Annotated in this window: 20 protein-coding genes and 1 pseudogene; 10 read left to right on the forward strand and 11 right to left on the reverse strand. The window is 70.0% G+C overall.

Going from position 1 to position 22375, the window contains the following annotated elements:
* The first annotated feature begins 41 nt into the window (after nucleotides 1-41).
* The 3 genes from AB0N66_RS39390 to tyrS are packed head-to-tail and all read left to right on the forward strand — an operon-like array spanning nucleotide 42 to nucleotide 4272.
* Nucleotides 42-1565 carry a TldD/PmbA family protein gene (locus tag AB0N66_RS39390; protein WP_365444704.1) on the forward strand — a complete coding sequence of 508 codons (1524 nt, stop codon included), beginning with the start codon at nucleotides 42-44 and terminating at the stop codon, nucleotides 1563-1565.
* Nucleotides 1562-2959, forward strand: coding sequence for a metallopeptidase TldD-related protein (locus AB0N66_RS39395; RefSeq protein WP_365444707.1), 1398 nt, complete (start codon nucleotides 1562-1564; stop codon nucleotides 2957-2959). Before AB0N66_RS39390 ends, AB0N66_RS39395 begins: the two co-directional genes overlap by 4 nt.
* Nucleotides 2960-3003: 44 nt before the next feature.
* Nucleotides 3004-4272, forward strand: a complete 1269-nt coding sequence (gene tyrS / locus AB0N66_RS39400) for a tyrosine--tRNA ligase (RefSeq protein WP_365444710.1) — start codon at nucleotides 3004-3006, stop codon at nucleotides 4270-4272.
* Between the two features lie 74 nt (nucleotides 4273-4346).
* Here the strand turns inward: tyrS and AB0N66_RS39405 are convergent, their stop codons facing one another.
* On the reverse strand, nucleotides 4347-4622 hold the full coding sequence (locus AB0N66_RS39405) for a GlsB/YeaQ/YmgE family stress response membrane protein (protein ID WP_365444713.1): 276 nt from the start codon (nucleotides 4620-4622) through the stop codon (nucleotides 4347-4349).
* A 242-nt stretch (nucleotides 4623-4864) separates the two neighbouring features.
* Between AB0N66_RS39405 and AB0N66_RS39410 the strand changes: the two genes are divergently transcribed.
* Both AB0N66_RS39410 and AB0N66_RS39415 read left to right on the forward strand, forming a co-directional pair.
* Complete coding sequence (locus AB0N66_RS39410) at nucleotides 4865-5254, forward strand: DUF3099 domain-containing protein (RefSeq protein ID WP_365444716.1); 390 nt, start codon at nucleotides 4865-4867, stop codon at nucleotides 5252-5254.
* 268 nt (nucleotides 5255-5522) lie between these two features.
* Entirely contained in the window at nucleotides 5523-5765 is a 243-nt protein-coding gene (locus AB0N66_RS39415) for a hypothetical protein (RefSeq protein WP_365444719.1), read from the forward strand.
* A gap of 7 nt (nucleotides 5766-5772) precedes the next feature.
* Here the strand turns inward: AB0N66_RS39415 and moaA are convergent, their stop codons facing one another.
* From moaA to AB0N66_RS39430, 3 genes are all read right to left on the reverse strand, one after another.
* On the reverse strand, nucleotides 5773-6762 hold the full coding sequence (moaA, locus tag AB0N66_RS39420) for a GTP 3',8-cyclase MoaA (RefSeq protein WP_365444722.1): 990 nt from the start codon (nucleotides 6760-6762) through the stop codon (nucleotides 5773-5775).
* 149 nt (nucleotides 6763-6911) lie between these two features.
* A complete protein-coding gene (locus tag AB0N66_RS39425; RefSeq protein WP_365444725.1) occupies nucleotides 6912-8531 on the reverse strand; it encodes a cation acetate symporter in 1620 nt (539 codons plus the stop codon).
* Nucleotides 8528-8884 carry a DUF485 domain-containing protein gene (locus AB0N66_RS39430; protein ID WP_365444728.1) on the reverse strand — a complete coding sequence of 119 codons (357 nt, stop codon included), beginning with the start codon at nucleotides 8882-8884 and terminating at the stop codon, nucleotides 8528-8530. The genes AB0N66_RS39425 and AB0N66_RS39430 overlap by 4 nt, the downstream gene beginning before the upstream one ends.
* Nucleotides 8885-9262: 378 nt before the next feature.
* On the opposite strand from AB0N66_RS39430, the gene AB0N66_RS39435 reads away from it, so the two are divergent.
* From AB0N66_RS39435 to AB0N66_RS39450, 4 genes are all read left to right on the forward strand, one after another.
* Nucleotides 9263-10786: a S8 family serine peptidase gene (locus tag AB0N66_RS39435; protein ID WP_365444731.1), complete on the forward strand. Its 1524-nt coding sequence runs from the start codon at nucleotides 9263-9265 to the stop codon at nucleotides 10784-10786.
* 89 nt (nucleotides 10787-10875) lie between these two features.
* Nucleotides 10876-12408: a S8 family serine peptidase gene (locus tag AB0N66_RS39440; RefSeq protein WP_365444734.1), complete on the forward strand. Its 1533-nt coding sequence runs from the start codon at nucleotides 10876-10878 to the stop codon at nucleotides 12406-12408.
* 106 nt (nucleotides 12409-12514) lie between these two features.
* The gene (locus AB0N66_RS39445; RefSeq protein ID WP_365444737.1) at nucleotides 12515-13915 is read left to right on the forward strand and encodes a CoA transferase; all 1401 of its coding nucleotides are present in this window, start codon (nucleotides 12515-12517) and stop codon (nucleotides 13913-13915) included.
* A 106-nt stretch (nucleotides 13916-14021) separates the two neighbouring features.
* Nucleotides 14022-15026, forward strand: a complete 1005-nt coding sequence (locus AB0N66_RS39450; protein ID WP_365444766.1) for a CopD family protein — start codon at nucleotides 14022-14024, stop codon at nucleotides 15024-15026.
* Here AB0N66_RS39450 and AB0N66_RS39455 read toward each other — a convergent pair.
* The 6 genes and pseudogenes from AB0N66_RS39455 to AB0N66_RS39480 all read right to left on the reverse strand — a co-directional run bounded on the left by AB0N66_RS39455 (nucleotide 15016) and on the right by AB0N66_RS39480 (nucleotide 19830).
* Complete coding sequence (locus AB0N66_RS39455; RefSeq protein ID WP_365444740.1) at nucleotides 15016-16059, reverse strand: zinc-dependent alcohol dehydrogenase family protein; 1044 nt, start codon at nucleotides 16057-16059, stop codon at nucleotides 15016-15018. The two genes, AB0N66_RS39450 and AB0N66_RS39455, sit on opposite strands and share 11 nt — an antisense overlap.
* A gap of 81 nt (nucleotides 16060-16140) precedes the next feature.
* On the reverse strand, nucleotides 16141-16818 hold the full coding sequence (locus tag AB0N66_RS39460; protein ID WP_365444743.1) for a lysoplasmalogenase: 678 nt from the start codon (nucleotides 16816-16818) through the stop codon (nucleotides 16141-16143).
* A 17-nt stretch (nucleotides 16819-16835) separates the two neighbouring features.
* Nucleotides 16836-17714 (reverse strand): sterol desaturase family protein, encoded by an 879-nt coding sequence (locus AB0N66_RS39465; protein WP_365444746.1) that lies wholly within the window; start codon nucleotides 17712-17714, stop codon nucleotides 16836-16838.
* A 131-nt stretch (nucleotides 17715-17845) separates the two neighbouring features.
* Nucleotides 17846-18556: a VIT family protein gene (locus AB0N66_RS39470; RefSeq protein ID WP_365444749.1), complete on the reverse strand. Its 711-nt coding sequence runs from the start codon at nucleotides 18554-18556 to the stop codon at nucleotides 17846-17848.
* 130 nt (nucleotides 18557-18686) lie between these two features.
* Nucleotides 18687-19001 (reverse strand): annotated as a pseudogene (locus AB0N66_RS39475) (amidohydrolase family protein); the annotation flags it as partial.
* Nucleotides 19002-19032: 31 nt separating this feature from the next.
* Nucleotides 19033-19830 carry an acetoacetate decarboxylase family protein gene (locus AB0N66_RS39480; protein WP_365444752.1) on the reverse strand — a complete coding sequence of 266 codons (798 nt, stop codon included), beginning with the start codon at nucleotides 19828-19830 and terminating at the stop codon, nucleotides 19033-19035.
* A gap of 249 nt (nucleotides 19831-20079) precedes the next feature.
* Here AB0N66_RS39480 and AB0N66_RS39485 point away from each other — a divergent pair, with 249 nt between their 5' ends.
* A complete protein-coding gene (locus AB0N66_RS39485) occupies nucleotides 20080-21048 on the forward strand; it encodes a DEDDh family exonuclease (RefSeq protein WP_365444755.1) in 969 nt (322 codons plus the stop codon).
* Nucleotides 21049-21451: 403 nt separating this feature from the next.
* On the opposite strand, the gene AB0N66_RS39490 is transcribed toward AB0N66_RS39485, so the two are convergent.
* Nucleotides 21452-21700: a hypothetical protein gene (locus tag AB0N66_RS39490; RefSeq protein WP_365444758.1), complete on the reverse strand. Its 249-nt coding sequence runs from the start codon at nucleotides 21698-21700 to the stop codon at nucleotides 21452-21454.
* Between the last annotated feature and the right edge of the window lie 675 nt (nucleotides 21701-22375).

The raw sequence follows: 22375 nt of genomic DNA on the forward strand, positions 1-22375 counted from the left end.
ACATGATCGGACCGACAGGCCACGACAGCAGGGAGACCTCCGTGCCTCATTCCATCGACGAAGCCTTCACGGCACTACCGCTGCGCGCCCTGGCCGATGCCGCGCTCGCGCGGGCCCGTGCCCTTGGCGCCGACCATGCCGACTTCCGGTTCGAGCGGGTGCGCAGCGCGGCCTGGCGGCTGCGGGACGCCAAGCCCGCCGGGTCGTCGGACACCACCGACCTCGGGTATGCGGTGCGAGTGGTGCACGGCGGGACCTGGGGATTCGCGTCGGGGGTGGATCTGACCATGGACGCGGCCGCGAAGGTCGCGTCGCAGGCCGTGGCGATGGCGAAGCTCTCGGCCCAGGTGATCAAAGCGGCCGGGTCGGACGAGCGCGTCGAGCTGGCGGACGAGCCGGTGCACGCCGACAAGACGTGGATCTCGTCGTACGACATCGATCCCTTCTCCGTACCGGCCGAGGAGAAGGCCGGGCTGCTCGCGGAGTGGAGCGCGCGGCTCCTTGCGGCCGACGGCGTCAGCCATGTCGACGCCTCGCTGATGACCGTGCACGAGAACAAGTTCTACGCCGACACCGCGGGGACCGTGACCACGCAGCAGCGCGTACGGCTGCACCCGCAGCTGAACGCCGTCGCCGTCGACGAGTCCAGCGGCGAGTTCGACTCGATGCGGACCATCGCTCCGCCGGTCGGACGCGGCTGGGAGTACCTGACGGGCACCGGCTGGGACTGGGAGGCCGAGCTGGAGCAGATTCCGGAACTGCTCGCCGAGAAGATGCGCGCGCCGAGCGTGGAAGCGGGTATGTACGACCTGGTCGTCGACCCGTCCAACCTGTGGCTGACCATCCACGAGTCCATCGGGCACGCCACTGAACTGGACCGGGCGCTCGGCTACGAAGCCGCGTACGCCGGCACCTCCTTCGCCACCTTCGACCAGCTGGGCAAGTTGAAGTACGGCTCCGAGCTGATGAACGTCACCGGTGACCGGACCGCCGAGCACGGCCTCTCGACCATCGGGTACGACGACGAGGGAGTGGCGGGCCAGTCCTGGGATCTCGTCAAGGACGGGACGCTCGCCGGCTATCAGCTCGACCGGCGCATCGCGAAGCTCACCGGGTTCGAGCGCTCCAACGGGTGCGCGTACGCCGACTCCCCCGGCCATGTTCCCGTGCAGCGCATGGCGAACGTGTCGCTCCAGCCGGATCCCGCCGGGCTCTCGACCGAGGGCCTGATCGGGAGCGTCGACCGGGGCATCTACGTCGTCGGTGACCGCTCCTGGAGCATCGACATGCAGCGCTACAACTTCCAGTTCACCGGGCAGCGGTTCTTCAGGATCGAGAACGGCCGGATCACCGGCCAGTTGCGCGATGTCGCGTACCAGGCGACGACCACCGACTTCTGGGGATCGATGGCGGCCGTCGGCGGCCCGCAGACGTACGTCCTGGGCGGCGCTTTCAACTGCGGCAAGGCCCAGCCGGGTCAGGTCGCGGCGGTATCGCACGGCTGCCCGTCGGCCCTCTTCAAGGGCGTCAACATTCTCAACACCACCCAGGAGGCCGGTCGATGAGCACGACGACTCGTACGAACAAGCCGCACGAGGTTGTCGAGCGCGCCCTCGAACTCTCCCGCGCCGACGGCTGCGTGGTGATCGCCGACGAGGAGTCGACCGCGAACCTTCGCTGGGCGGGCAACGCGCTGACCACGAACGGGGTCACGCGCGGGCGCACGCTCACCGTCATCGCCACCGTCGACGGCCGTGAGGGCACGGCGTCCGGAGTCGTCTCGCGCGCGGCGGTGACCGCCGATGACCTGGAGCCCCTGGTGCGGGCCGCGGAGGCGGCCGCGCGCGGCGCGGCTCCGGCCGAGGACGCCCAGCCGCTCGTCTCAGGAGTGCCGGAGTCCCCCGACTTCACGGACGCACCTGCCGAGACGTCGTCCGCCGTGTTCGCGGACTTCGCGCCGGCGCTCGGTGAATCGTTCGCCCGCGCGCGTGCGGGCGGCCGGGAGCTGTACGGGTTCGCCAACCATGAGCTCGTATCCAGCTATCTCGGTACGTCGACGGGGCTGCGGCTGCGGCACGATCAGCCCAAGGGGACGCTGGAGCTCAACGCCAAGTCGCCTGACCGTACGCGTTCGGCGTGGGCGGGGCGCTCGACACGGGACTTCAAGGACGTCGACCCGGCGGCGCTGGACGCCGAGCTTGCCGTACGGCTCGGGTGGGCCGAGCGGCGCATCGAGCTGCCCGCCGGGCGCTACGAGACGCTGCTGCCGCCGACCGCCGTCGCGGACCTGCTGATCTACCAGCTGTGGTCGGCGTCGGCCCGGGACGCGGCCGAGGGCCGGACGGTGTTCAGCAAGCCCGGCGGCACCCGCGTCGGCGAGAAGCTCACCGAGCTGCCGCTGACGCTGCGCAGCGACCCGCACGAGCCGGGGCTCGAAACCTCGCCGTTCGTCCTCACCCACTCCTCCGGCGACGACGCGTCCGTGTTCGACAACGGGCTGCCCCTCAAGGCGACCGAGTGGATCCGCGACGGCGAGCTGAAGCACCTGACCACCACCCGGCACAGCGCGGGCCTGACCGGGCTCCCGGTGGCGCCCTCGATCGGCAACCTGATCCTGGACGGCGGCGACGACCGCTCCCTGGAGGAGATGGTCGCCGCCACCGAGCGCGGTCTGCTGCTGACCTGCCTCTGGTACATCCGCGAGGTCGACCCGGCGACCCTGCTGCTGACCGGGCTGACCCGGGACGGCGTCTACCTCGTCGAGAACGGCCAGGTCGTCGGTGAGGTCAACAACTTCCGGTTCAACGAGTCGCCGGTGGGCCTGCTGGGGCGGGCGACGGAGGCGGGACGGACCGAAAAGACCTTGCCGCGCGAGTGGAGCGATTGGTTCACTCGGGCCGCGATGCCCGCCCTGCGCATCCCGGACTTCAATATGAGCTCTGTCAGCCAGGGCGTATAACCTCGTACGAGCTCGACCGGACCTTCCAAGGAGATACGAGAACCGTGACGGACATCGTCGACGAACTGCAGTGGCGGGGGCTGATCGCCCTCTCCACTGACGAGGACGCATTGCGCAAGGCGTTCGCGGACGGTCCCGTCACGTTCTATTGCGGCTTCGACCCGACCGCGGCAAGCCTGCATCTCGGCAACCTCGTGCAGATCCTCACGATGCGCCGGATCCAGCAGGCGGGCAATCGCCCGCTGGGCCTGGTCGGCGGCGCCACCGGCCTGATCGGCGACCCGAAGCCGAACTCCGAGCGCACGCTGAACTCCCCCGAGGTCGTCGCCGAGTGGGTGGGGCGGCTGCGCGGGCAGATCGCACCGCTGCTGGACTTCGAGGGTCCGAACGCCGCGGTGATGGTCAACAACCTGGACTGGACCGAGGGCCTGTCGGCCATCGAGTTCCTCCGGGACATCGGCAAGCACTTCCGGGTCAACAAGATGATCGCGAAGGAGGCCGTCTCCCGGCGGCTCAACTCCGACGCGGGCATCAGCTACACGGAGTTCAGCTACCAGATCCTCCAGGGCATGGACTTCCTGGAGCTGTACCGCAGGCACGGCTGCACGCTGCAGACCGGCGGCAGCGACCAGTGGGGCAACCTCACCTCGGGCACCGACCTGATCCACCGGGTCGAGCCGGAGGCCGTGGTGCACGCGCTGGGCACCCCGCTGATCACCAAGGCGGACGGCACCAAGTTCGGCAAGACGGAGTCCGGCACGATCTGGCTGGACGCCGAGATGACCACGCCGTACGCCTTCTACCAGTTCTGGCTGAACGCGGACGACCGGGACGTCTCCAAGTTCCTGCGCATCTTCAGCTTCAGGTCCCACGAGGAGATCGAGGAGCTGGAGAAGCAGACCGAGGAGCGCCCGCAGGCACGCGCGGCCCAGCGCGCGCTCGCCGAGGAGCTGACGACGCTGGTGCACGGAGCCGACCAGACGGCCGCCGTGATCGCCGCGTCCAGGGCCCTCTTCGGACAGGGCGAGCTGGCCGAGCTCGACGAGAAGACGCTGACCGCGGCCCTCTCCGAGGTGCCGCACATCCAGGTCGCCGAACTGGCGCCCACGGTGGACCTCTTCGCGGAGGTCGGCCTGGTGGCCAGCAAGTCGGCCGCGCGCCGCACGGTCAAGGAGGGCGGCGCGTACGTGAACAACGCGAAGGTCCCCGCCGAGGACGCGGTCCCCGCCAAGGAGGACCTGCTGCACGGGCGCTGGCTGGTGCTGCGCCGGGGCAAGAAGAACCTGGCGGCGGTGGAGGTCACGGGGAGCTGAAGCCCGTACGTACGAGGCCGAAGGGGCGGACCCGAGATGGGGGTCCGCCCCTTCGGCCTACGTACGTACGACGCTCAGGCTCGCTGCTTGTTGCCCCGTACCGCCATGTAGGCCATGTCGCCCACGAAGACGATGACGATGGCGGCCGCGAGCTGCAGTGCGTGCCGGCCCCAGTCGATGCCGCTGGTCTCGTCGATGCCGATGCCTCGGGCGATCGCGTTGCCGACGATGGCGCCGATGATGCCGAAGATGGTGGTCAGCCAGAGTGGGCTGTGCTGCTTGCCCGGAAGGATGGCCTTGGCCAGCAGGCCCAGCACAAACCCGACGATGATCGCCCACAACCAGCCCATGGCTGCCTCCTAGTACGGCTCTACGCGAGCATTACGCTCAGTGTCGGACTGTCCGCCATACGGCGCATGTCGGGCGGAGCCATACGCGGTACGACGCATCAAGTCCGGCCCGGCAGAACGGGCCCCGGTCTCGAAGACGACGCAGCCGCGGCGTAACCTGAAAGTCGTTCGGGCCTGCCTCCCTGACCGGGTCCGGACTGGGTACGGGCCGGGGAGAGTCCGACACGGGTGGGTGGTGGAACGTGCCGCGGAAGCAGAGCAACGGCCAGGTCTTCCGGATCACCGGCGCCAGGCAGGGGCTCGACGAGGATGTACGCGGCAGACAGCGCCGCTATGTCATCGCCATGTCCGTCCGCACAGTCGCCGTGATCCTCACCGCCACCCTCTGGAACGTCGAGCGCCATGTCGCCGTCGTCGCCCTGGTACTGGGCCTGCTTCTCCCCTACATCTCTGTGGTGATCGCCAACGCGGGCCGGGAGAACGTGCCGTCCTTGCCCTCGACGTTCATCGCCGCCCCCACCCGTCCGATGATCGCGCCGCCGCGGCAGAACGGCTTCGCGGAATCCGTGCCGGAAGACGTCGCGGCCGACTCAGGGGCGCGGCTGCGGGCCGAACCGCACGACCCGAACTGACCCCGAGACCGCCCGGCGGCGCCCTGGAGCTGACCACGGAGGATCCTCCGGAAACGGAATCCAAGGGCGCGCTAAGCTCAAGAAAAGCTCAGATCAATCATGTTGTTCCGGTGCCAGGCACCGGGTCCCCCATGACATACTTCGTACGCGCTCCGCATCCCCCGTCGGAGCGACGGACCGACGCCGGGCAGCTCCCCCCGTGGCTGCTCGGCGTCGCCTTTTTGGAGCTGTTTCCGGAGCCGATTTCGGAGCCGTCTAGGGTGGGTGCGTGACCTTCCCGCTTTTCCCCGATGCCTCCCCCTCCACTCCTCAGTGCTCGGCCAAGGCCTGTCGTGCCGACGCGGAGTGGGTGCTCGCGTGGAACAACCCGAAGCTGCACACTCCGGAGCGCCGCAAGACGTGGCTCGCGTGTGAGGACCATCGCGAGCATCTCTCCAAGTTCCTTGGTGTACGCGGGTTCCTGAAGGACGTGGTGCCCCTGGCGGAGTGGGAGCCGGACGAGGTCCGATAGCGGCGGGTCAGCCGCCGATCGCCGACATCGGCCGCTCCGGCTGGAGGAACGACGGGTCGTCCAGGCCGGACCCCGCCTTCTTGCCCCACATCGCGAGCCGCCACATACGGGCGATCTCCTCGTCCGGGGCGTCCGAGCGCAGGGCGGCCCGCAGGTCGGTCTCCTCGGAGGCGAACAGACAGGTGCGGACCTGGCCGTCGGCCGTGAGGCGCGTACGGTCGCAGGCCGAGCAGAACGGGCGGGTGACCGAGGCGATCACGCCTACGCGGTGTGGACCGCCGTCGACGAGCCAGCGCTCGGCGGGGGCGGAGCCGCGCACGGCGGCGGTCTCCTCGGTGAGCTCGAAACGGGTGCGCAGCGAGGCGAGGATGTCACCGGCGGTGACCATGCCCTCGCGCTTCCAGCCGTGCTGGGCGTCCAGCGGCATCTGCTCGATGAACCGCAGCTCGTAGTCGTGCTCGACGGCCCAGGCCAGCAGGTCCGGGGCCTCGGTCTCGTTCAGGCCCGGCATCAGGACCGTGTTGACCTTGACCGGGGTCAGGCCGGCGTCGCCGGCGGCTGCCAGGCCGTCGATGACGTCCTTGTGGCGGTCCCGGCGGGTGAGGGTCTTGAAGACATCGGGGCGCAGGGTGTCCAGCGATACGTTCACCCGGTCCAGGCCCGCCGCCTTCAGGGCCGCGGCCGTGCGCTTGAGGCCGATGCCGTTGGTGGTGAGGGACATCTGGGGGCGGGGCTCCAGGGCGGCGACCCGCTCGACGATGCCGACGAGGCCGGGGCGCAGCAGGGGTTCGCCGCCGGTGAAGCGGACCTCGGTGATGCCGAGGGTGGTGACCGCGATGCCGATGAGCCGGACGATCTCGTCGTCCGTGAGCAGGTCGGGCTTGGACAACCACTGCAGGCCTTCTTCGGGCATGCAGTACGTGCAACGCAGGTTGCACTTGTCGGTCAGCGAGACGCGCAGGTCGGTGGCCACTCGGCCGTAGGTGTCGATGAGCACGTGGGCCCCCTCCCCTCGATGCGGATCATTTTTTCCAGACACCAGCGAGCCTACGTGACCGCGCTGACATCGGCGGAGGCCCGATCCCACGAGACACGGCGCGGCCGCGTCGTAGAGATCTACGACGCGGCCGTCACCAGGAAGTGTGCTCAGTGCGCTCCGGTACCGGTGAGGGACCGGACCTCCAGCTCAGCGTACTTGCCGGTGTCGGGCTCCTCCTTGGACAGGATCGTGCCGAGCCAGCCCAGCAGGAAGCCGACCGGGATCGAGATGATGCCGGGGTTCTCCAGCGGGAACCAGTGGAAGTCGACGTCCGGGAACATCGACGTGGGCTTGCCCGAGACCACCGGCGAGAACAGCACCAGGCCGACCGCCGTGACCAGACCGCCGTAGATCGACCAGAGCGCGCCCTGCGTCGTGAACCGCTTCCAGAAGAGGCTGTAGAGGATCGTCGGCAGGTTGGCGGAGGCGGCGACCGCGAAGGCGAGGGCGACCAGGCCGGCGACGTTCAGGTCGCGTGCGAGGGCACCGAGGCCGATGGAGACGACACCGATGGCGACCGTGGCGTAGCGGGCTGCCCTGACCTCTTCCTTCTCGGTGGCCGTGCCCTTCTTGATGACGTTCGCGTAGATGTCGTGCGCGAACGAGGAGGACGAGGCGAGGGTCAGGCCGGCGACGACCGCGAGGATCGTGGCGAAGGCGACCGCCGAGATGGTGGCGAGCAGGATCGCGCCCCATGCCGAGTCGACGCCGCCTAGATGGAGCGCGAGCAGTGGCGCCGCCGTGTTGCCCGCCTTGTTGGAGGCGATGATCTCGTCCTGCGAGATGAGGGCCGCCGCTCCGAAGCCGAGCGCGATGGTCATCAGGTAGAAGCCACCGATGATGCCGATCGCCCAGATCACGGACTTCCGCGCGGCCTTGGCGTTCGGGACCGTGTAGAAGCGGATCAGGATGTGCGGCAGGCCGGCGGTGCCAAGGACCAGCGCGATGCCCAGCGAGATGAAGTCGATCTTCGAGGTGGTCGTGAGGCCGTACTTGAGTCCCGGCTCCAGGAAGGCCGAGCCCTTGCCGCTGTTCTCGGCGGCCGAGCCGAGCAGGTCGGAGATGTTGAAGTTGAACTTGAGCAGCACCAGGAAGGTGATGAGCAGGGTGCCGGCGATGAGCAGGACGGCCTTGACCATCTGGACCCAGGTGGTGCCCTTCATGCCGCCGATCGTCACGTACACGATCATCAGCAGGCCGACGAGGGCGACGATGCCGACCTTGCCCGCGTCGCTGGTGATGCCGAGCAGCAGGGAGACCAGGACACCGGCGCCCGCCATCTGGGCCAGCAGGTAGAAGATCGAGACGACGATCGTGGAGGTGCCTGCCGCCGTACGGACCGGGCGCTGGCGCATGCGGTACGCGAGTACGTCGCCCATCGTGTACTTGCCGGAGTTGCGCAGCGGTTCGGCGACCAGGAGCAGCGCGACCAGCCAGGCGACCAGGAAGCCGATGGAGTAGAGGAAGCCGTCGTACCCGAAGAGGGCGATCGCGCCCGCGATGCCGAGGAAGGACGCGGCGGACATGTAGTCGCCGGAGACGGCGAGGCCGTTCTGGAAGGCGCTGAACTGGCGCCCGCCCGCGTAGAAGTCGGCCGCGTCCTTGGTCTGGCGGCCCGCCCAGACGGTGATGACGAGGGTCGCCACGACGAAGACGGCGAACAGGGAGACGATCAGCGGCCGGTGCTCGCTGGCTTCACCGGCGGCGATGACGAACTGGGGGCTCATTCGCCGCCCTCCATCCTGGACTTGATGGCTTCACCCTTGGGGTCGAGGTTCGCGGTGGCGTACCGCGAGTACCACCAGGCGATGAGGAACGTGGTGAGGAACTGGGCGAAGCCGAGGACCATGGCGACGTTGATGTTGCCGAACAGCTTGGTGCCCATGAAGTCGCCCGCGTAGCTCGAGAGCAGGACGTACAGCAGGTACCAGGCGATGAAGCCGATGGTCAGCGGGAAGGCGAAGGAGCGGTAGGAGCGGCGCAGTTCACCGAACTCCGCGCTCTCCTGCATCTCGACGAACTTCTCGGTCGACGGGAGCTCGGGATCTGTCTTCGAGGGGGGCGGTGCGTCGGTGGCCACGGAGTCTCCTCGCGTTGCGGGTGCGGTTGCGACGGTGGACGGGTGCGAGCCGGGGCTCGCGGTCGGGGACGGTCTGGGTACGGACATGACTGTTTCTGACCTCACGATGACGTGGATCACGTGGACCGGACGGCACTGTCAGGTGGCCACGGGCGTGATCCAGCAGGGGCTCGATCGTGCTCGGGCTCCCTGCTCAACGTCACGGCGCCACGCGTGGGCAGGTTCAACTCGTGGCACTTCTTTCAGAAGTCATCGCCGGAAGTCATTGCTGCCCAGGTCGGACGGGAGATAGCTTCAGCCTGCAGCATTCCGTCATGTACCTGCCCGAGCACCAACCTGTGTTCGGGCAGCTCGTTTTCCGGATGTTATGGAGATCCCATGGCTCATCTGCGTTCCAGACACCGGCTCGCCCTCGCGGTGCCGGTCGTTCTGTCGCTCACCGTCTCCCTCGGCTTCCTGCCGGGTGCCGCGTCGGCGGCCCCGCTCACGGCGAGCGCCGCGACGAGTGCGGACGGCCCGGTTCTGCCATACGTGGTCAACACCAAGGCCGACCACCGCACGGTCGAGTCGGTGAAGAAGGCCATCGCCAAGGCCGGCGGCACCGTCGTCATCGCGTACGAGAAGATCGGTGTGATCGTCGTCCATTCGGCCAACCCCGCTTTCGGCGAGCAGATCCGCGCGGCGCGCGGAGTGCAGTCGGCGGGCGCGACGCACACCGCGCCGGTGACCGCCGCGGGCACCACGGAAGAGGGCGCGGCGCAGATGCTGTCGGCGGCCGACGCCGCCGAGCTCTCGCAGAGCGCCGCGGCGGGCCAGGAGCCCCTGGAGGCCGACCAGTGGGACCTGCGCGCGATCGGCGCCGACAAGGCCGCGAAGATCAACCCGGGCAGCAGGAATGTGACAGTCGCCGTGATCGATACCGGCGTCGACGACACGCACCCGGATCTCGCCCCGAACTTCTCCGCCTCGCAGTCCGCGAACTGTGTGGGCGGCAAGCCGGACACGACGTACGGCGCCTGGCGTCCCGTGGACGCCGACCACTACCACGGCACGCATGTCGCCGGTGAGATCGCCGCCGCCCGCAACGACATCGGTGTGGCGGGCGTAGCGCCCGGTGTGAAGGTCGCGGGCATCACGGTGGCCGAACCGGACGCCGGGCAGCTCTTCTTCCCGGAGAGCGTCGTCTGCGCCTTCGTGTTCGCCGCCGACCACGGCGTCGAGATCACCAACAACAGCTACTACGTGGACCCGTGGCTCTACAACTGCCTGGACGACCCCGACCAGAAGGCGATCGCCGACGCGGTGAACCGGGCCCAGCTGTACGCCCAGAAGAAGGGCACGCTCAATGTGGCGGCGGCGGGCAACGCCAACGACGACCTCGACTCGGACGCCATCGTCGACGACTCCAGCCCCGATGACTCGACCCCGGTGCCCCGCACGATCGACCCGCACGAGTGCTTCGACATCCCGACCCAGCTGCCGGGTGTCGTCACCGTCAGCTCGACCGGCGTCAACAGCACCAAGTCGTACTTCTCCACGTACGGCAAGGGCGTCATCGATGTAGCGGCGCCGGGCGGCGACAAGTACCAGATCCCGGACACGCCGTCGCAGAACGGCCGCATCCTCTCCACGATGCCGAACAACCAGTACGCCTTCCTGCAAGGTACGTCGATGGCGTCGCCGCACGCCGCCGGCGTCGCCGCGCTGCTGAAGTCCAATTACCCCAAGGCGACCCCGGCCCAGCTCCAGGCGCTCCTCAAGGCCCAGGCGGACAGCCAGAGTTGCCCGACCGCGTACGACGGTGACGGCGACGGCGTCGTGGACGCCACCTGCGTGGGCGGCAAGCGCCTGAACGGCTTCTACGGGGCCGGGATCATCAACGCTCTGCGGGCGGTCAAGTAATCTCGTCAACTGCCCCTGACAGAGCGTCATTTGAGCCTCCGCACGGCTCGTACAGCTCGTACCGCGAACAGAAAACTGGAGACAAACCCATGACAGCGCCGCACACGCGCTCCCGTCGCGCCATAGCCATCCCGCTCGGGATAGCGACGGCCGCCGCCCTCAGCTTCCTGCCGAACGTCAGCGCGTCGGCGGCGCAGGCGGAGGCACCCCAGCAGGCCGCCGCCGACGCGACCGCGCTCAGCTATGTCGTCAACGTCAGCCCCGGGCACGCCCCTTCCTCCACCGTGAAGAAGGCCATCGCCGCCGCGGGCGGCACGATCTTGACGTCGTACAACCAGATCGGCGTGATCGTCGTCCACTCGTCGAACGCCGACTTCGCCAAGACGATCCGTGGCGTACGCGGTGTGCAGTCGGCCGGCAACACGCGCAACGCGCCGCTGCCCGCGCAGTCGACCACCGACGTGGGCGCGCCGACGGTGCTCACGGCCGAAGAGGTCGCGAAGGTGACGAGCACTCAGGCGGTCGCCGGGCAGGACCCGTTGGAGCCGTTGCAGTGGGACCTGCCCGCCATCAAGGCGGACAAGGCGCACGAGAAGTCGCTCGGCAGCAGCAAGGTGACGGTCGCCGTCATCGACACCGGCGTCGACGACACGCACCCCGACATCGCGCCGAACTTCGACCGCGCCGCGTCGGTCAACTGCGTGACGGGCAAGCCGGACACGGCCGACGGGGCGTGGCGGCCGAGCGCGGCCGAGAGCCCGCACGGCACGCATGTGGCGGGTGAGATCGCGGGCGCCAAGAACGGCGTCGGCATCACCGGCGTCGCGCCCGGCGTGAAGGTCGCCGGCATCAAGGTGGCGACCACGGCCGGTTACTTCTACACGGAGTCCGTCGTCTGTGGCTTCGTGTGGGCCGCCGAGCACGGCGTGGACGTCACCAACAACAGCTATTACACCGACCCCTGGTACTTCAACTGCAAGGACGACCCGGACCAGAAGGCCCTCGTCGACGCGATCACCCGCGCCTCGCAGTACGCCGAGAAGAAGGGTGCCGTCAACGTCGCCGCGGCGGGCAACGAGAGCTACGACCTGGCGGCCGACTCGATCACCGACCCGGTCTCCCCGAACGACGGGACCCCCTCGGACCGGGTGATCGACCCGTCCAAGTGCTATGACATTCCGACCCAGTTGCCGGGTGTCGTCACGGTCGCGTCGACCGGCGCGAAGGGCATCAAGTCGTCCTTCTCCAACTACGGCCAGGGTGTCATCGACATCGCCGCGCCGGGTGGCGACTCGACGGCTTACCAGACTCCCGCACCGCCCGCCACGAGCGGCCTGATCCTGGGCCCGCTGCCCGGCGGCAAGTGGGGCTACATGGCCGGTACGTCGATGGCGTCCCCGCATGTCGCGGGCGTCGCCGCTCTCATCAAGTCGACGCACCCGCACGCCTCCGCCGCCCTGGTGAAGGCGCTGCTGTACGCCGAGGCCGACGCCACGCCGTGCACCGACCCGTACGACATCAACAGCGACGGCAAGGTCGACGCCGTGTGCGAGGGCTCGAAGAACCGCAACGGCTTCTACGGCTGGGGCACCGCGGACGCGCTGGACGCGGTCACCAAGTAGCGAGAAGCGGCGTTTGACGAGGCCGGGCGGCAAGTGGGCCGCCCGGCCTTTTCGTTTGACCCCGGGAGTCGACATGTTGATTCCGTACACCCGGCATAGTGGCCCTATGACAGCTGAGGACACCGAGTTCGTCTGGTCGGCCCTGGGTGGCGATCCCGCCCTGGTCCGACGGATCGCGAACGTCGAACGGGGTGGGGCGCTGGAAGCGCGGCTGCCCGTACGGGAGTTGGCGCGGGCATGCGTAGGGGCCTGCACGCTGGCGGCCGCCGAGCTGGGGGCGCGACGGGCCGGGCTCACGGACGTGCCCGAGGTGCGGGTCGTCGACGGGGCCGTCGCCACGGCGTTCGTGAGTGAGCGGCATCTGCTGGTCGACGGGCGGGCGCCCGTGAACTTCGCGCCACTGTCCCGGTTCTGGCGAACCGCGGACGGCTGGGTACGGACGCACGCGAACTATCCGCATCATCGCCTGCGTCTGCTGAGCGCGCTCGGACTGCCCGAGGACGCTTCGATGGGCGCGACGGTGGACGTGTCGGTGGACGCCGTCGCCGCGTGCCTCGCGGAGCGGTCCGCCGTGGACGTGGAGGACACGGTGTACGCGGCCGGCGGCCTCGCCGTCGCCCTGCGTTCGGCGAAGGAGTGGGCAGCGCACGAGCAGGGGGCGGCGGTGGCGCGCAGGCCGCTGCTGAGCCGGGAGCGGATCGGCGACGCACCCGTGCGCACGCTCGCGCCGCTCTCCGGTGATCCGCTGCTGCCCGCGGCAGGCGTGCGCGTCCTGGACCTCGCGCGGGTCATCGCGGGCCCGGTCGCGACCCGTACCCTCGCCCTGCTCGGCGCCGACGTCCTTCGGGTGGACTCACCACGGTTGCCCGAACTCCCCGACCAGCACGCCGGCACGGGCTTCGGCAAGCGGTCCACCCGCCTCGATCTCGACCGCGCCACCGACCGGCGGGCCTTCGAGGAGCTGCTCGCCGGAGCCGACGTCGTCGTCACCGGATACCGGCCCGGCGCCCTGGACCGGTTCGGGCTCACGCCCGAGGCGCTGGCCGAGCGGCGGCCCGGGCTGGTGGTCGCGCAGCTGTCGGCGTGGGGCGGGTACGGGCCGTGGGCCGAGCGGCGGGGCTTCGACAGTCTGGTGCAGGTCGCCACCGGGATCGCGGAGACGGAGGGTTCGGCGGAGCGGCCGGGCGCACTGCCCGCGCAGGCCCTCGACCATGGCACGGGGTATCTGCTGGCTGCCGCGGTGCTCCGTTCGCTGACCGAGCAGACGGAGGAGGGCGGGACCAGGATCGTACGGACGGCGCTGGCGCAGACAGCGTCGTGGCTGCTGAACGGTCCTGCCCCGGAGCCCTCGCCCGGCTCGTACGAACCGGGCCCCTGGCTCGCTGAGACCGACAGCGGCCTGGGGCGGCTGCGGTACGCGAGGTCGCCGGTGTCCTTCGCGGGCGGGCCGGACGACTGGGCACGGCCTCCGGGGGCCTGGGGAAGCGATCCCGCGCGCTGGTCCTGAGCCGCGGGCAGACCGCGGACGTACCCATGGGCGGAACGCCGTTCCGCCAGTTGTTTCCCTGCACTTGCCCGGATCCGCGACCACTGGTGAAGATCTTGAGGTGACGTTGACGAGACCGACCGCCGAGGTGGCCGACGCCGACGAGCCGGCGCGCCGCCGGGCCACCGGACGGGCCGTCGCCCTACTCGCCCTGGTGGCGTCGGCGGCGCTGATCCCGCTGCTCGGCCCGCGCGCCGCGCTTGACGGCACCGGTGAGGCCGCGGCCCCCGGCGCCGGGGGCATCGCCCTGCTGCGCATGGTGCTGTTCGCAGCGCTGTGCGTCCCGGCGGGTGAACTGTTCGCGGCCCGGCTGGCCCGCCGGGTGCCGGGCGCACCCCTGGAGGACGCGCCCCGCAGCTGGGCGCCTTTCGCCGCGGCCGCCGGGTTCGTGGCCGCACTCGGTCTCGCCTCGGTCGTGGCCACCGGGAACATGCTGCCCGACCAGCTCTCCGACATGGACATCGGCGGGCTCTACGAGACCCGCGAGGGCAAGCTGGCGCTCCTGGAGGTCAACGCCTTCGTGGTGGCCGGCCTCTGCGCCCTCTACCGTCGCCCCGCCCTCCAGGTGTGGCCGCTCGCCGCGGTGGCCGTCGCGGAGGCGCTGCGCGCCCATCCCACGACGGAGTACAGCCCTCTGGTCGGCTCCGGCCTCACGCTCGTGCACGTGGTCTGCGCGGCGCTGTGGACCGGCGGTCTGCTGCACGTTCTGCGGATGCTGCGGAAATGGGGTCCTTCGGAGGCGGGGGCCGCGCTTTTGGGCCTCTACGCGCGCGTGGCGGCCGTCCTGTTCGCGGCGCTCACCGCGACGGGCACATGGAGCGCGCTGCGCCGGATGCCGCCGGGGACGGTCCTGGACCAGCTGACGACGACGGCGTACGGGCGCACGCTGCTGGCCAAGTTGCTTCTCGTGGCCGTCGTGGCCGCCCTGGCCCTGTGGGCGCGACTGCGGCTGCGCGGGGCCACGGACCCGCTCGGTGCCTGCTCCCCCGCGCGTGCGGAGGTCGTGGCACTGGGCGTCGTCGTCGTGGTGTCGGGCGTACTGACGGCAGTTCCCCTGCCGATCAGATGGTGACGAGCACCTTGAGGGCCGTGCGCCCGTCCATCGCCTTGTAGCCGTCGGGCACGCCCTCCAGGCCGACGGTCACATCGAACACGGGCGACGGGTCGATGGTCCCGTCGAGGATGTCGGGCAGCAGCTCCGGGATGTACGCCCGCACCGGTGCGACCCCGCCGCGCAGGGCGATGTTCCGGTCGAACATGACGCTCAGATCCAGCCCCGTACCGCTGCCGTGCGGAACCCCGACGAAGCCGATGGCGCCGCCGTCGCGGGTGATGTTCACCGCCGTCCCCATGGACTGCTCGGTCCCGACCGCCTCGACGACGCAGCGCGCGCCCTGGCCCCGGGTCAGCTCCCGGACAGCCTCGACAGCCGCGTCGCCACGCTCGGCGACGATGTCCGTGGCACCGAAGCCGCGCGCGATGTCCGTACGCACCTGGTGGCGTCCGAGCGCGATGATCCGCTCGGCGCCGAGCCGCTTGGCGGCCAGCACGGCGCACAGCCCGACGGCGCCGTCCCCGACGACGGCGACGGTGGCGCCCTCGTGGACCCCCGCGCCGACGGCCGCGTGATGACCCGTGCCCATCACATCGGACAGCGACAGCAAGGCCGCCAGCAGGTGGTCGTCGGAGGCGGCCTCCTTGGGCAGTTGTACGAGAGTGCCGTCGGCGTAGGGGACGCGGACGGCCTCGCCCTGCCCGCCGTCGTATCCGACATCGCCCCAGATGCCGCCGTGCTCGCAGGAGGTGGTGAGCCCCTCACGGCAGTAGTCGCACACTCCGTCGCACCACATGAAGGGCGCCACGACCAGGTCGCCACGCTTGACGCCGGTCACCTCGGAGCCGGTCTCCTCGACAGTGCCGAGGAACTCGTGCCCGATCCGCTGGCCCGGCACCCGGGACGACTCTCCGCGGTAGGCCCACAGGTCGCTGCCGCAGATGCAGGACCGCAGCACCCGGACGACCGCGTCGGTGGGCAGCTGCACCACGGGCTCGGGCACGTCCACCACGCGCATGTCGTACGGGGCTTGGATGATGGTGGCGCGCATGGGGAAGCTCCTTGTCCTGCGGTTCTACTGCGGTTCTACTGCGGTCTTCTGCGGTCTTCTGCGGAGCGTCTGCGGCTGCGCTCAGCGGGGCGTCGAACACTTCTCACCGTACGCCGCCCCCGGTGCGGATTGCGCGCCGAGCGTGCCCAGCACGCCTTTGACCAGCAGGAACTGGGCGGCGGCGTACGTGAGCATGATCCAGAAGTCCGGCCTCGGGAGCTGCGGCCAGTCGGCGACTCCGGTCGCGATGAGCGTGTCGGAGAGCAGGAAGAGGGCGCCGCCGACGCCTGCCACGAGCCCGAGCCGTGTCGAGCCGTACGCCATCGCGGTCAGCAGCAGGCTGTACCCGGCGACGGGGAGGCGCAGTTCGGCGGGGAGGTCGGGCCACAGCAGGGTGACGGTGGCGAGGAGGGCGATGCCGTACGCGCCGAGAAGCCGTGCTCCACGCGCGCGTGGAGCGCTTTTGAACAGCGCGAGGTAACACGCGTGCCCAGCGGCGAAGGAGGCCATCCCGGCCAGGAAGGCGGGGTCCGCGTCGAACAGCAGAAGGGTGTCGCCGCCCCAGCCGAAGAGCAGGGCGGCGACGAGCAACCCGGGCCCGCCGCGCGCGCCCACGTGAGCGGCGAGCAGAGGCATCAGGAGCGGCTTGGCGACCGTGTGCCCCGGATCGAAGCCGGCTGCCAGCGAGACGAGGTCCACGGCGACCGCCGCGCCGAAGGACACGAGGAGCACGCGCGCGAGGTGTGGGTTCGCGCGCACACGCGCGAGGCGTGGGTTCACGCGACCGGCTCGGTCATCGGTGTCTTCGGAGCGGCCTTCGGAGCCGGCTGCCAGCCGGGCCCGCCGAAGATCCGCCCCGCGCGCTCGCGCCAACTCCCGGCCGATCTCAGGTCCCTGGCGATGGCGGCGTACTCATGGGTGGCGACGCGCAGGGGGTTGTACGTGGAGATGTTCTTGGTGAGGCCGTAGACGGGCCGCTCGGTCTCCGCGACGAACGACCCGAAGAGCCGGTCCCAGACGATGAGGATCCCCCCGAAGTTGCGGTCCAGGTAGCCGCCCTGGGAGGCGTGGTGGACGCGGTGGTGGGAGGGCGTGTTGAAGACGAACTCGAAGGCCCGGGGCAGCTTGTCGATGCGCTCGGTGTGGATCCAGAACTGGTAGACGAGGTTCGCGGACGAGCAGAACGCGAGCGCCGCCGGATGCACGCCGTGGGCGATGAGCGGGACGTAGAACGGCCAGACGGTCCAGGTCGTCCAGGGCTGGCGCAGGGCGGTGGTGAGGTTGAACTTGCGGCTGGAGTGGTGGACGACGTGGCAGGCCCAGAGGATGCGGATGACATGGTGTCCGCGGTGCGACCAGTAGTAGAAGAAGTCCTGCCCGAGCAGCATCAGCGGGACGGTCCACCACAGGACGGGCACCTTGAGGGGGGTCAGTTCGTAGATCGCCGTGTAGAGGGCGACGATCGGGATCTTCCACAGGAAGTCGAAGGCGAGGCTGCCGAGCCCCATGCCGACGCTCGTCGCGGCGTCCTTCGCCTCGTACCCCGCGGCAGCGCCTTCGGGATCTGGATGGATCTTGACACTCACCACCTCGATCACGGTGAGCAGCACGAAGGCGGGTATCGACCACAGCACGACATCGGGCAGGTTCGGCATGGGTGAACCGTAGAACCGCTGGTGGGCCCCGGCTAGGGGTTGTTACTGACAAGTATTACCGGCGGTACGCGCTTGCTTCTTGGTGGTCTCCGCCAATGGCCGCCCCTGGCCCGGGGCCCTGAACAGGACGCTCACACCCCCGTCGCCCCCAGCAGGACCCCCGCCGCGTAGGTCACCGCCATCGCCAGCGCGCCCCCGCTCACGTTCCGCAGCACCGCGCGTCGCGCGCCCGCCGCGCTCAGATCCGCGCTCACCCAGCCGGTGAGGACCAGGGCGGCGAGGACCGAGACCACGGTGACGGGCACCCTCCAGTCGCTCGGCGGGAGGACGATCGCGAGCAGGGGCAGGAGCGCGCCGATGGTGAACGACAGGAAGCTCGCCCAGGCCGCGTGCCAGGGGTTGGTGAGGTCGTCGGGGTCGATGCCGAGCTCCTCGCTCGCGTGGGCCCTGAGCGCGTCCCGTTGCGTGAGCTGCTCGGCCGCCTCGCGGGCCACGTCCCGTGTCAGGCCCCGCTCCTCCAGGAGCCCGGTCAGCTCCTCCAGTTCGGCTTCCGGCTGTTCCCTCAGCTCCCACTTCTCCAGCGCCAGCGCGGCCTTCTCCGAGTCCAGTTGGGTGGACACCGAGACGTACTCGCCCGCCGCCATGGACATGGACCCGGCCAGCAGCCCCGCGAGCCCGGCGGTGAACAGCGCGGAGCGGTCGCTGGTGGCGCCCGCCACGCCGACCACGATGCCCGCGGTGGAGACGATGCCGTCGTTGGCGCCCAGGACGGCGGCACGCAGCCAGTTCAGCCGGGATCCGAGGGCGCCGCCGTGGGGTTCGTCGTGCGTGGGTTCGGTCACACGGGGAGGATCGCACCCCGGGCGCCGCCCACGACGTATCGACCCGTCACCACACGCGTGCCTACCTGTCGCCACACACGCCGACCCATCACCACACACGTACCAACCCGTCGCCACACGTGCCGACCCGTCACCAGACCCGTACCGCCCCTCCCTTCGCGAACACCGGACTCGTCGCGTCCACCGGGGGCTCTCCCAGCGGCTCCGCGATCTCGGCCACTGTCGGTCCCATCCTCGCCGCGAACGGGTCGAGGAGGCCGAGGTCGAAGCCGTACACGCGGGCGGCGTTGCCACCGACCATCGCCGCGATCTCGTCCGGCGGCAGACCCGCGTACGCGATCCGAAGGCCCTCCCTGGAGTACGGGTGGGTGCCCTAGTCGTGCGGGTAGTCGCTCCCCCACATGATCTTGTAGAGGCCGATACGGTCGCGCAGCGGTACCTCGTGACGACGGCGACCCGCCCCTCCCGCAGATCCGTCAGACGCTCCCCTCGGGCGGCCCGTCGAGGATCTGCCGGGGATCGTCGTAGCGCTGGTGGATGTACGGCAACAGGGCCTGGGCGCTGACGCGTTCGACGACCCTGCCGCGCCGGCCGGTGGTCTTCTCGCCGAGGGTGACCTCGACGAGCCGTTGCACGGGGAGGTCGGCGACCGGGTCGTACATCGACTCGCGCAGGACGACGTCCCCGATGATCCGCTCCAGCTTGCGCACCCTCTCGTTGCGCAGGCAGTGCACGAGGACGGGTTCGGCGTCGAAGCCCCAACCGTCCACCGCGGGAAGGAACTTGAAGTAGAAGTCGGTCTTCCGGACAGGCTCGGGCAGCGGCAGGTCACCGCTGACCGCGCCGCGTACCTCTACGAACGCGATGCCGTGCCGGGCGAGTGCGGCGCGTACGACGAGACCGTCGCGCTCGACGGTCACCTCGCCGAGCTTCTTGGATTCCCCGAAGACCTCACGCCCGCCGATGAGAGCCCGTTCGTGCGTCATCGGCATGACGAGCGGACACCAGCCCTCGATGCGGTCGTGCGCGGCGGCGACCGCGAACGAGCCGGCGCCCAGCGGGTATCCGGCCAGGTCGACCTTGCTGATGCTGACCCGCACCAGGGGCCGCCCGGTGGGGTTTGAGCGGGGCGGCAGGACCGCCGCGATCGCGTCCGGGTCGCTCTCCCAGACGGCCACCACGCCGGTGGACCAGATGCTGGAGAGTCTCGAGCTCGCGGTGCGCGCGGCGGCGATCTCCGCCTCGGTCCGTGCGCCGTACCTCACTCGTGCCATGTCTCGTACCGCCCTTAGCAGGCCGTCGTCCACCGGGCGCGCAGCACGTTTGCACCAGGCAGGGGAAAGGGCCATAGCCGTGCGCATCGGGCTTCGCACCGGCCCCGCACGGGCGGACTCGGGCGAAACCCGCGCAACTCCCGGCCCTCGCCGTACGGGGCGCCCGCGGCGTGGGCGTCTGACGGACCCTCCGATGAGTGCGGAGTCCGGGGACGGGACTGTCAGTCGCGCCCCGTATTCTCAGTGACCATGCTCGAAGACCTGACGACCGCAGCGTCCCCCGTCTCCTGGCCGGCCGCGTATCCACAGGGGTACGCGGTCGTCGACGTGGAGACCACAGGCCTGGCCCGGGACGACCGGATAATCTCGGCCGCCGTCTACCGGCTGGACGCGCACGGTGAGGTCGAGGACCACTGGTACACGATGGTCAACCCGGAGCGGGATCCGGGCCCGGTGTGGATCCACGGCCTGACGAGCGACGTGCTCGAAGGCGCCCCGCTCTTCCAGGACATCGCCGAGGAGTTCGCCGGCCGGCTCGCGGACCGCGTGCTCGTCGCGCACAACGCGGTCTTCGACTGGTCGATGATCGCGCGGGAGTACGCACGTGCGGACAGCGAGGCTCCGGTGAAGCAGCGCCTGTGCACCATCGCGCTCTCCAAGGAGTTGGGGCTTCCGCTGCCCAACCACAAGCTGGAGTCGCTGGCCGCGCATTTCGGCGTCGTACAGCAGCGGGCGCACCACGCGCTGGATGACGCGCGCGTGCTGGCCGAGGCGTTCCGGCCGAGCCTGCGGGCCGCCGCGCACCGCGGTGTCCGGCTGCCCCTCCTTGAGTGCCGTCCGCTCACGGAGTGGTCCTCCGGCCCGTCGATCGGACGGCAGTCCAGCGGCGGTTACCCGTCCGGGAGTTGGCGCCCCTCGCGCAAGCGCCCCGCCTGCCCCTATCCCAACCCTGGCCGCTACGAGGCGGATAAACCGCTCAGGCAAGGCATGCGGATCGCGTTCTCCGGGGATACCTCCGTCGACCGTGAACTACTGGAGGACCGCGCCGTCGAGGCCGGACTGCATGTCGCGACAAGCCTGTCCCGGCTCACCAGCCTGCTCGTCACGAACGATCCGGACTCCAGTACGTCCAAGGTGGTCAAGGCCAGGCAGTTCGGGACCCCGGTGATCGACGAGGCGGCATTCGGGCAGTTGCTGCGGGATGTGGACCCGGCGTAGGGGGGGGCCGCATGGGCGTGGGCGTGGCGGACCGCACGGGCGTGGGCGTCACAGGCCGCACGAGCGTGGGCGTCACAGGCCGCACGAGCGTGGGCGTCACAGGCCGCACGAGCGTGGGCGTCACAGGCCGCACGAGCCTGGCGTCACAGGCCGCACGGACGGGGCCGTCGCAGGCCCGACCGACGTGGGCGTCAGACGGGTGATTGCGGGGCGACTCGCCCGGCGTCCACTCGCCCGCGCCCCGTCGGCGCCCCACCCTGTGGCGCATGGCGAGATGTGAAGTATGTGGCAATGACTACGGCATGAGTTTCGAGGTGCACGCGCAGGGCGCGGTGCTCTTGCAGGGGTGCACCTGAGCCAGTCCTTTTTCCACACCCTGCCCAAGCACCGAGGAGCCCGTTGGCTACACAGCAGAGCCGACCTTGTCCACGATGCCGACCTTGCCCTCCGCGCGGGCACAATGCGCGCCGCAGAACCAGTGACCATCCACCTCGACGCCTTGGCCGATGATCTGCACCCGGCAGTGCTCGCAGATGGGGGCCATACGATGGATCGCGCAAGCGAACGAATCGAAAACGTGACGTGCCCCATCCCGGGTCTCGACAGTGAACGCCAGCTCGTAGTCATTCCCACACACTTCGCAACGTGTCATAAGGCGAATCGTCAGGGGCGGGGCAGGCACTCGCAAGCTGACAGCGCTGCGCCGACCCAGGTGACCCCTGGTCGGCGCAGCGCTGTCACTGACTGGCAGACCATTCGCCCGCGCCCGTGTCTCATCTTTCGCAGCACTCAACCCCGCCGGATCAGATCCAACGGGGCGGAATCAACCGACAGCGTCCAGTACCCCCGGCAGGGGCTCCAGGCGGTTGTCCCCCTCCAGCCCTGACCGAGCACGGCGTCTTGCCGCATCAGGTCAGTCCTCGTCGTTTCCCGCAGGCGTAAGGACGTCGGCGATGTCGTCCAGATCATCCTCCGAGAACAACAGCGCCCGTGACAGCCAGTACTCAAGCCGCTCACTCTTCCTCATGATCACAGGTAGTACAGCCTCTCCGAGATCCCAGTTCCATCAAAGAGGAGAGTTCTCCTGCGGAGATGCACCCGGTCTCGCCGTCGGTCGGACTGAGGCGCGTGAGCAGTCCGCTCTCGAACGCCGCGTCCTCGCCGGGCGGTTCGACCAGAGCCGCCCAGTCGTATTCCCTCGCCCCGTGGGCACCCGGGCCGGCGGAGCGGGTCACGAACGCCTCCTGCGGGCGGACCGCGCGAGCGCTCGCGCGGTCCGCCCCCCGGGGCCCCGACCGCAAAAACGCCCCCCACCCCCCCCCCCCGC

The sequence above is a fragment of the Streptomyces sp. NPDC093544 genome, from assembly GCF_040683495.1.
GTDB lineage: Bacteria > Actinomycetota > Actinomycetes > Streptomycetales > Streptomycetaceae > Streptomyces.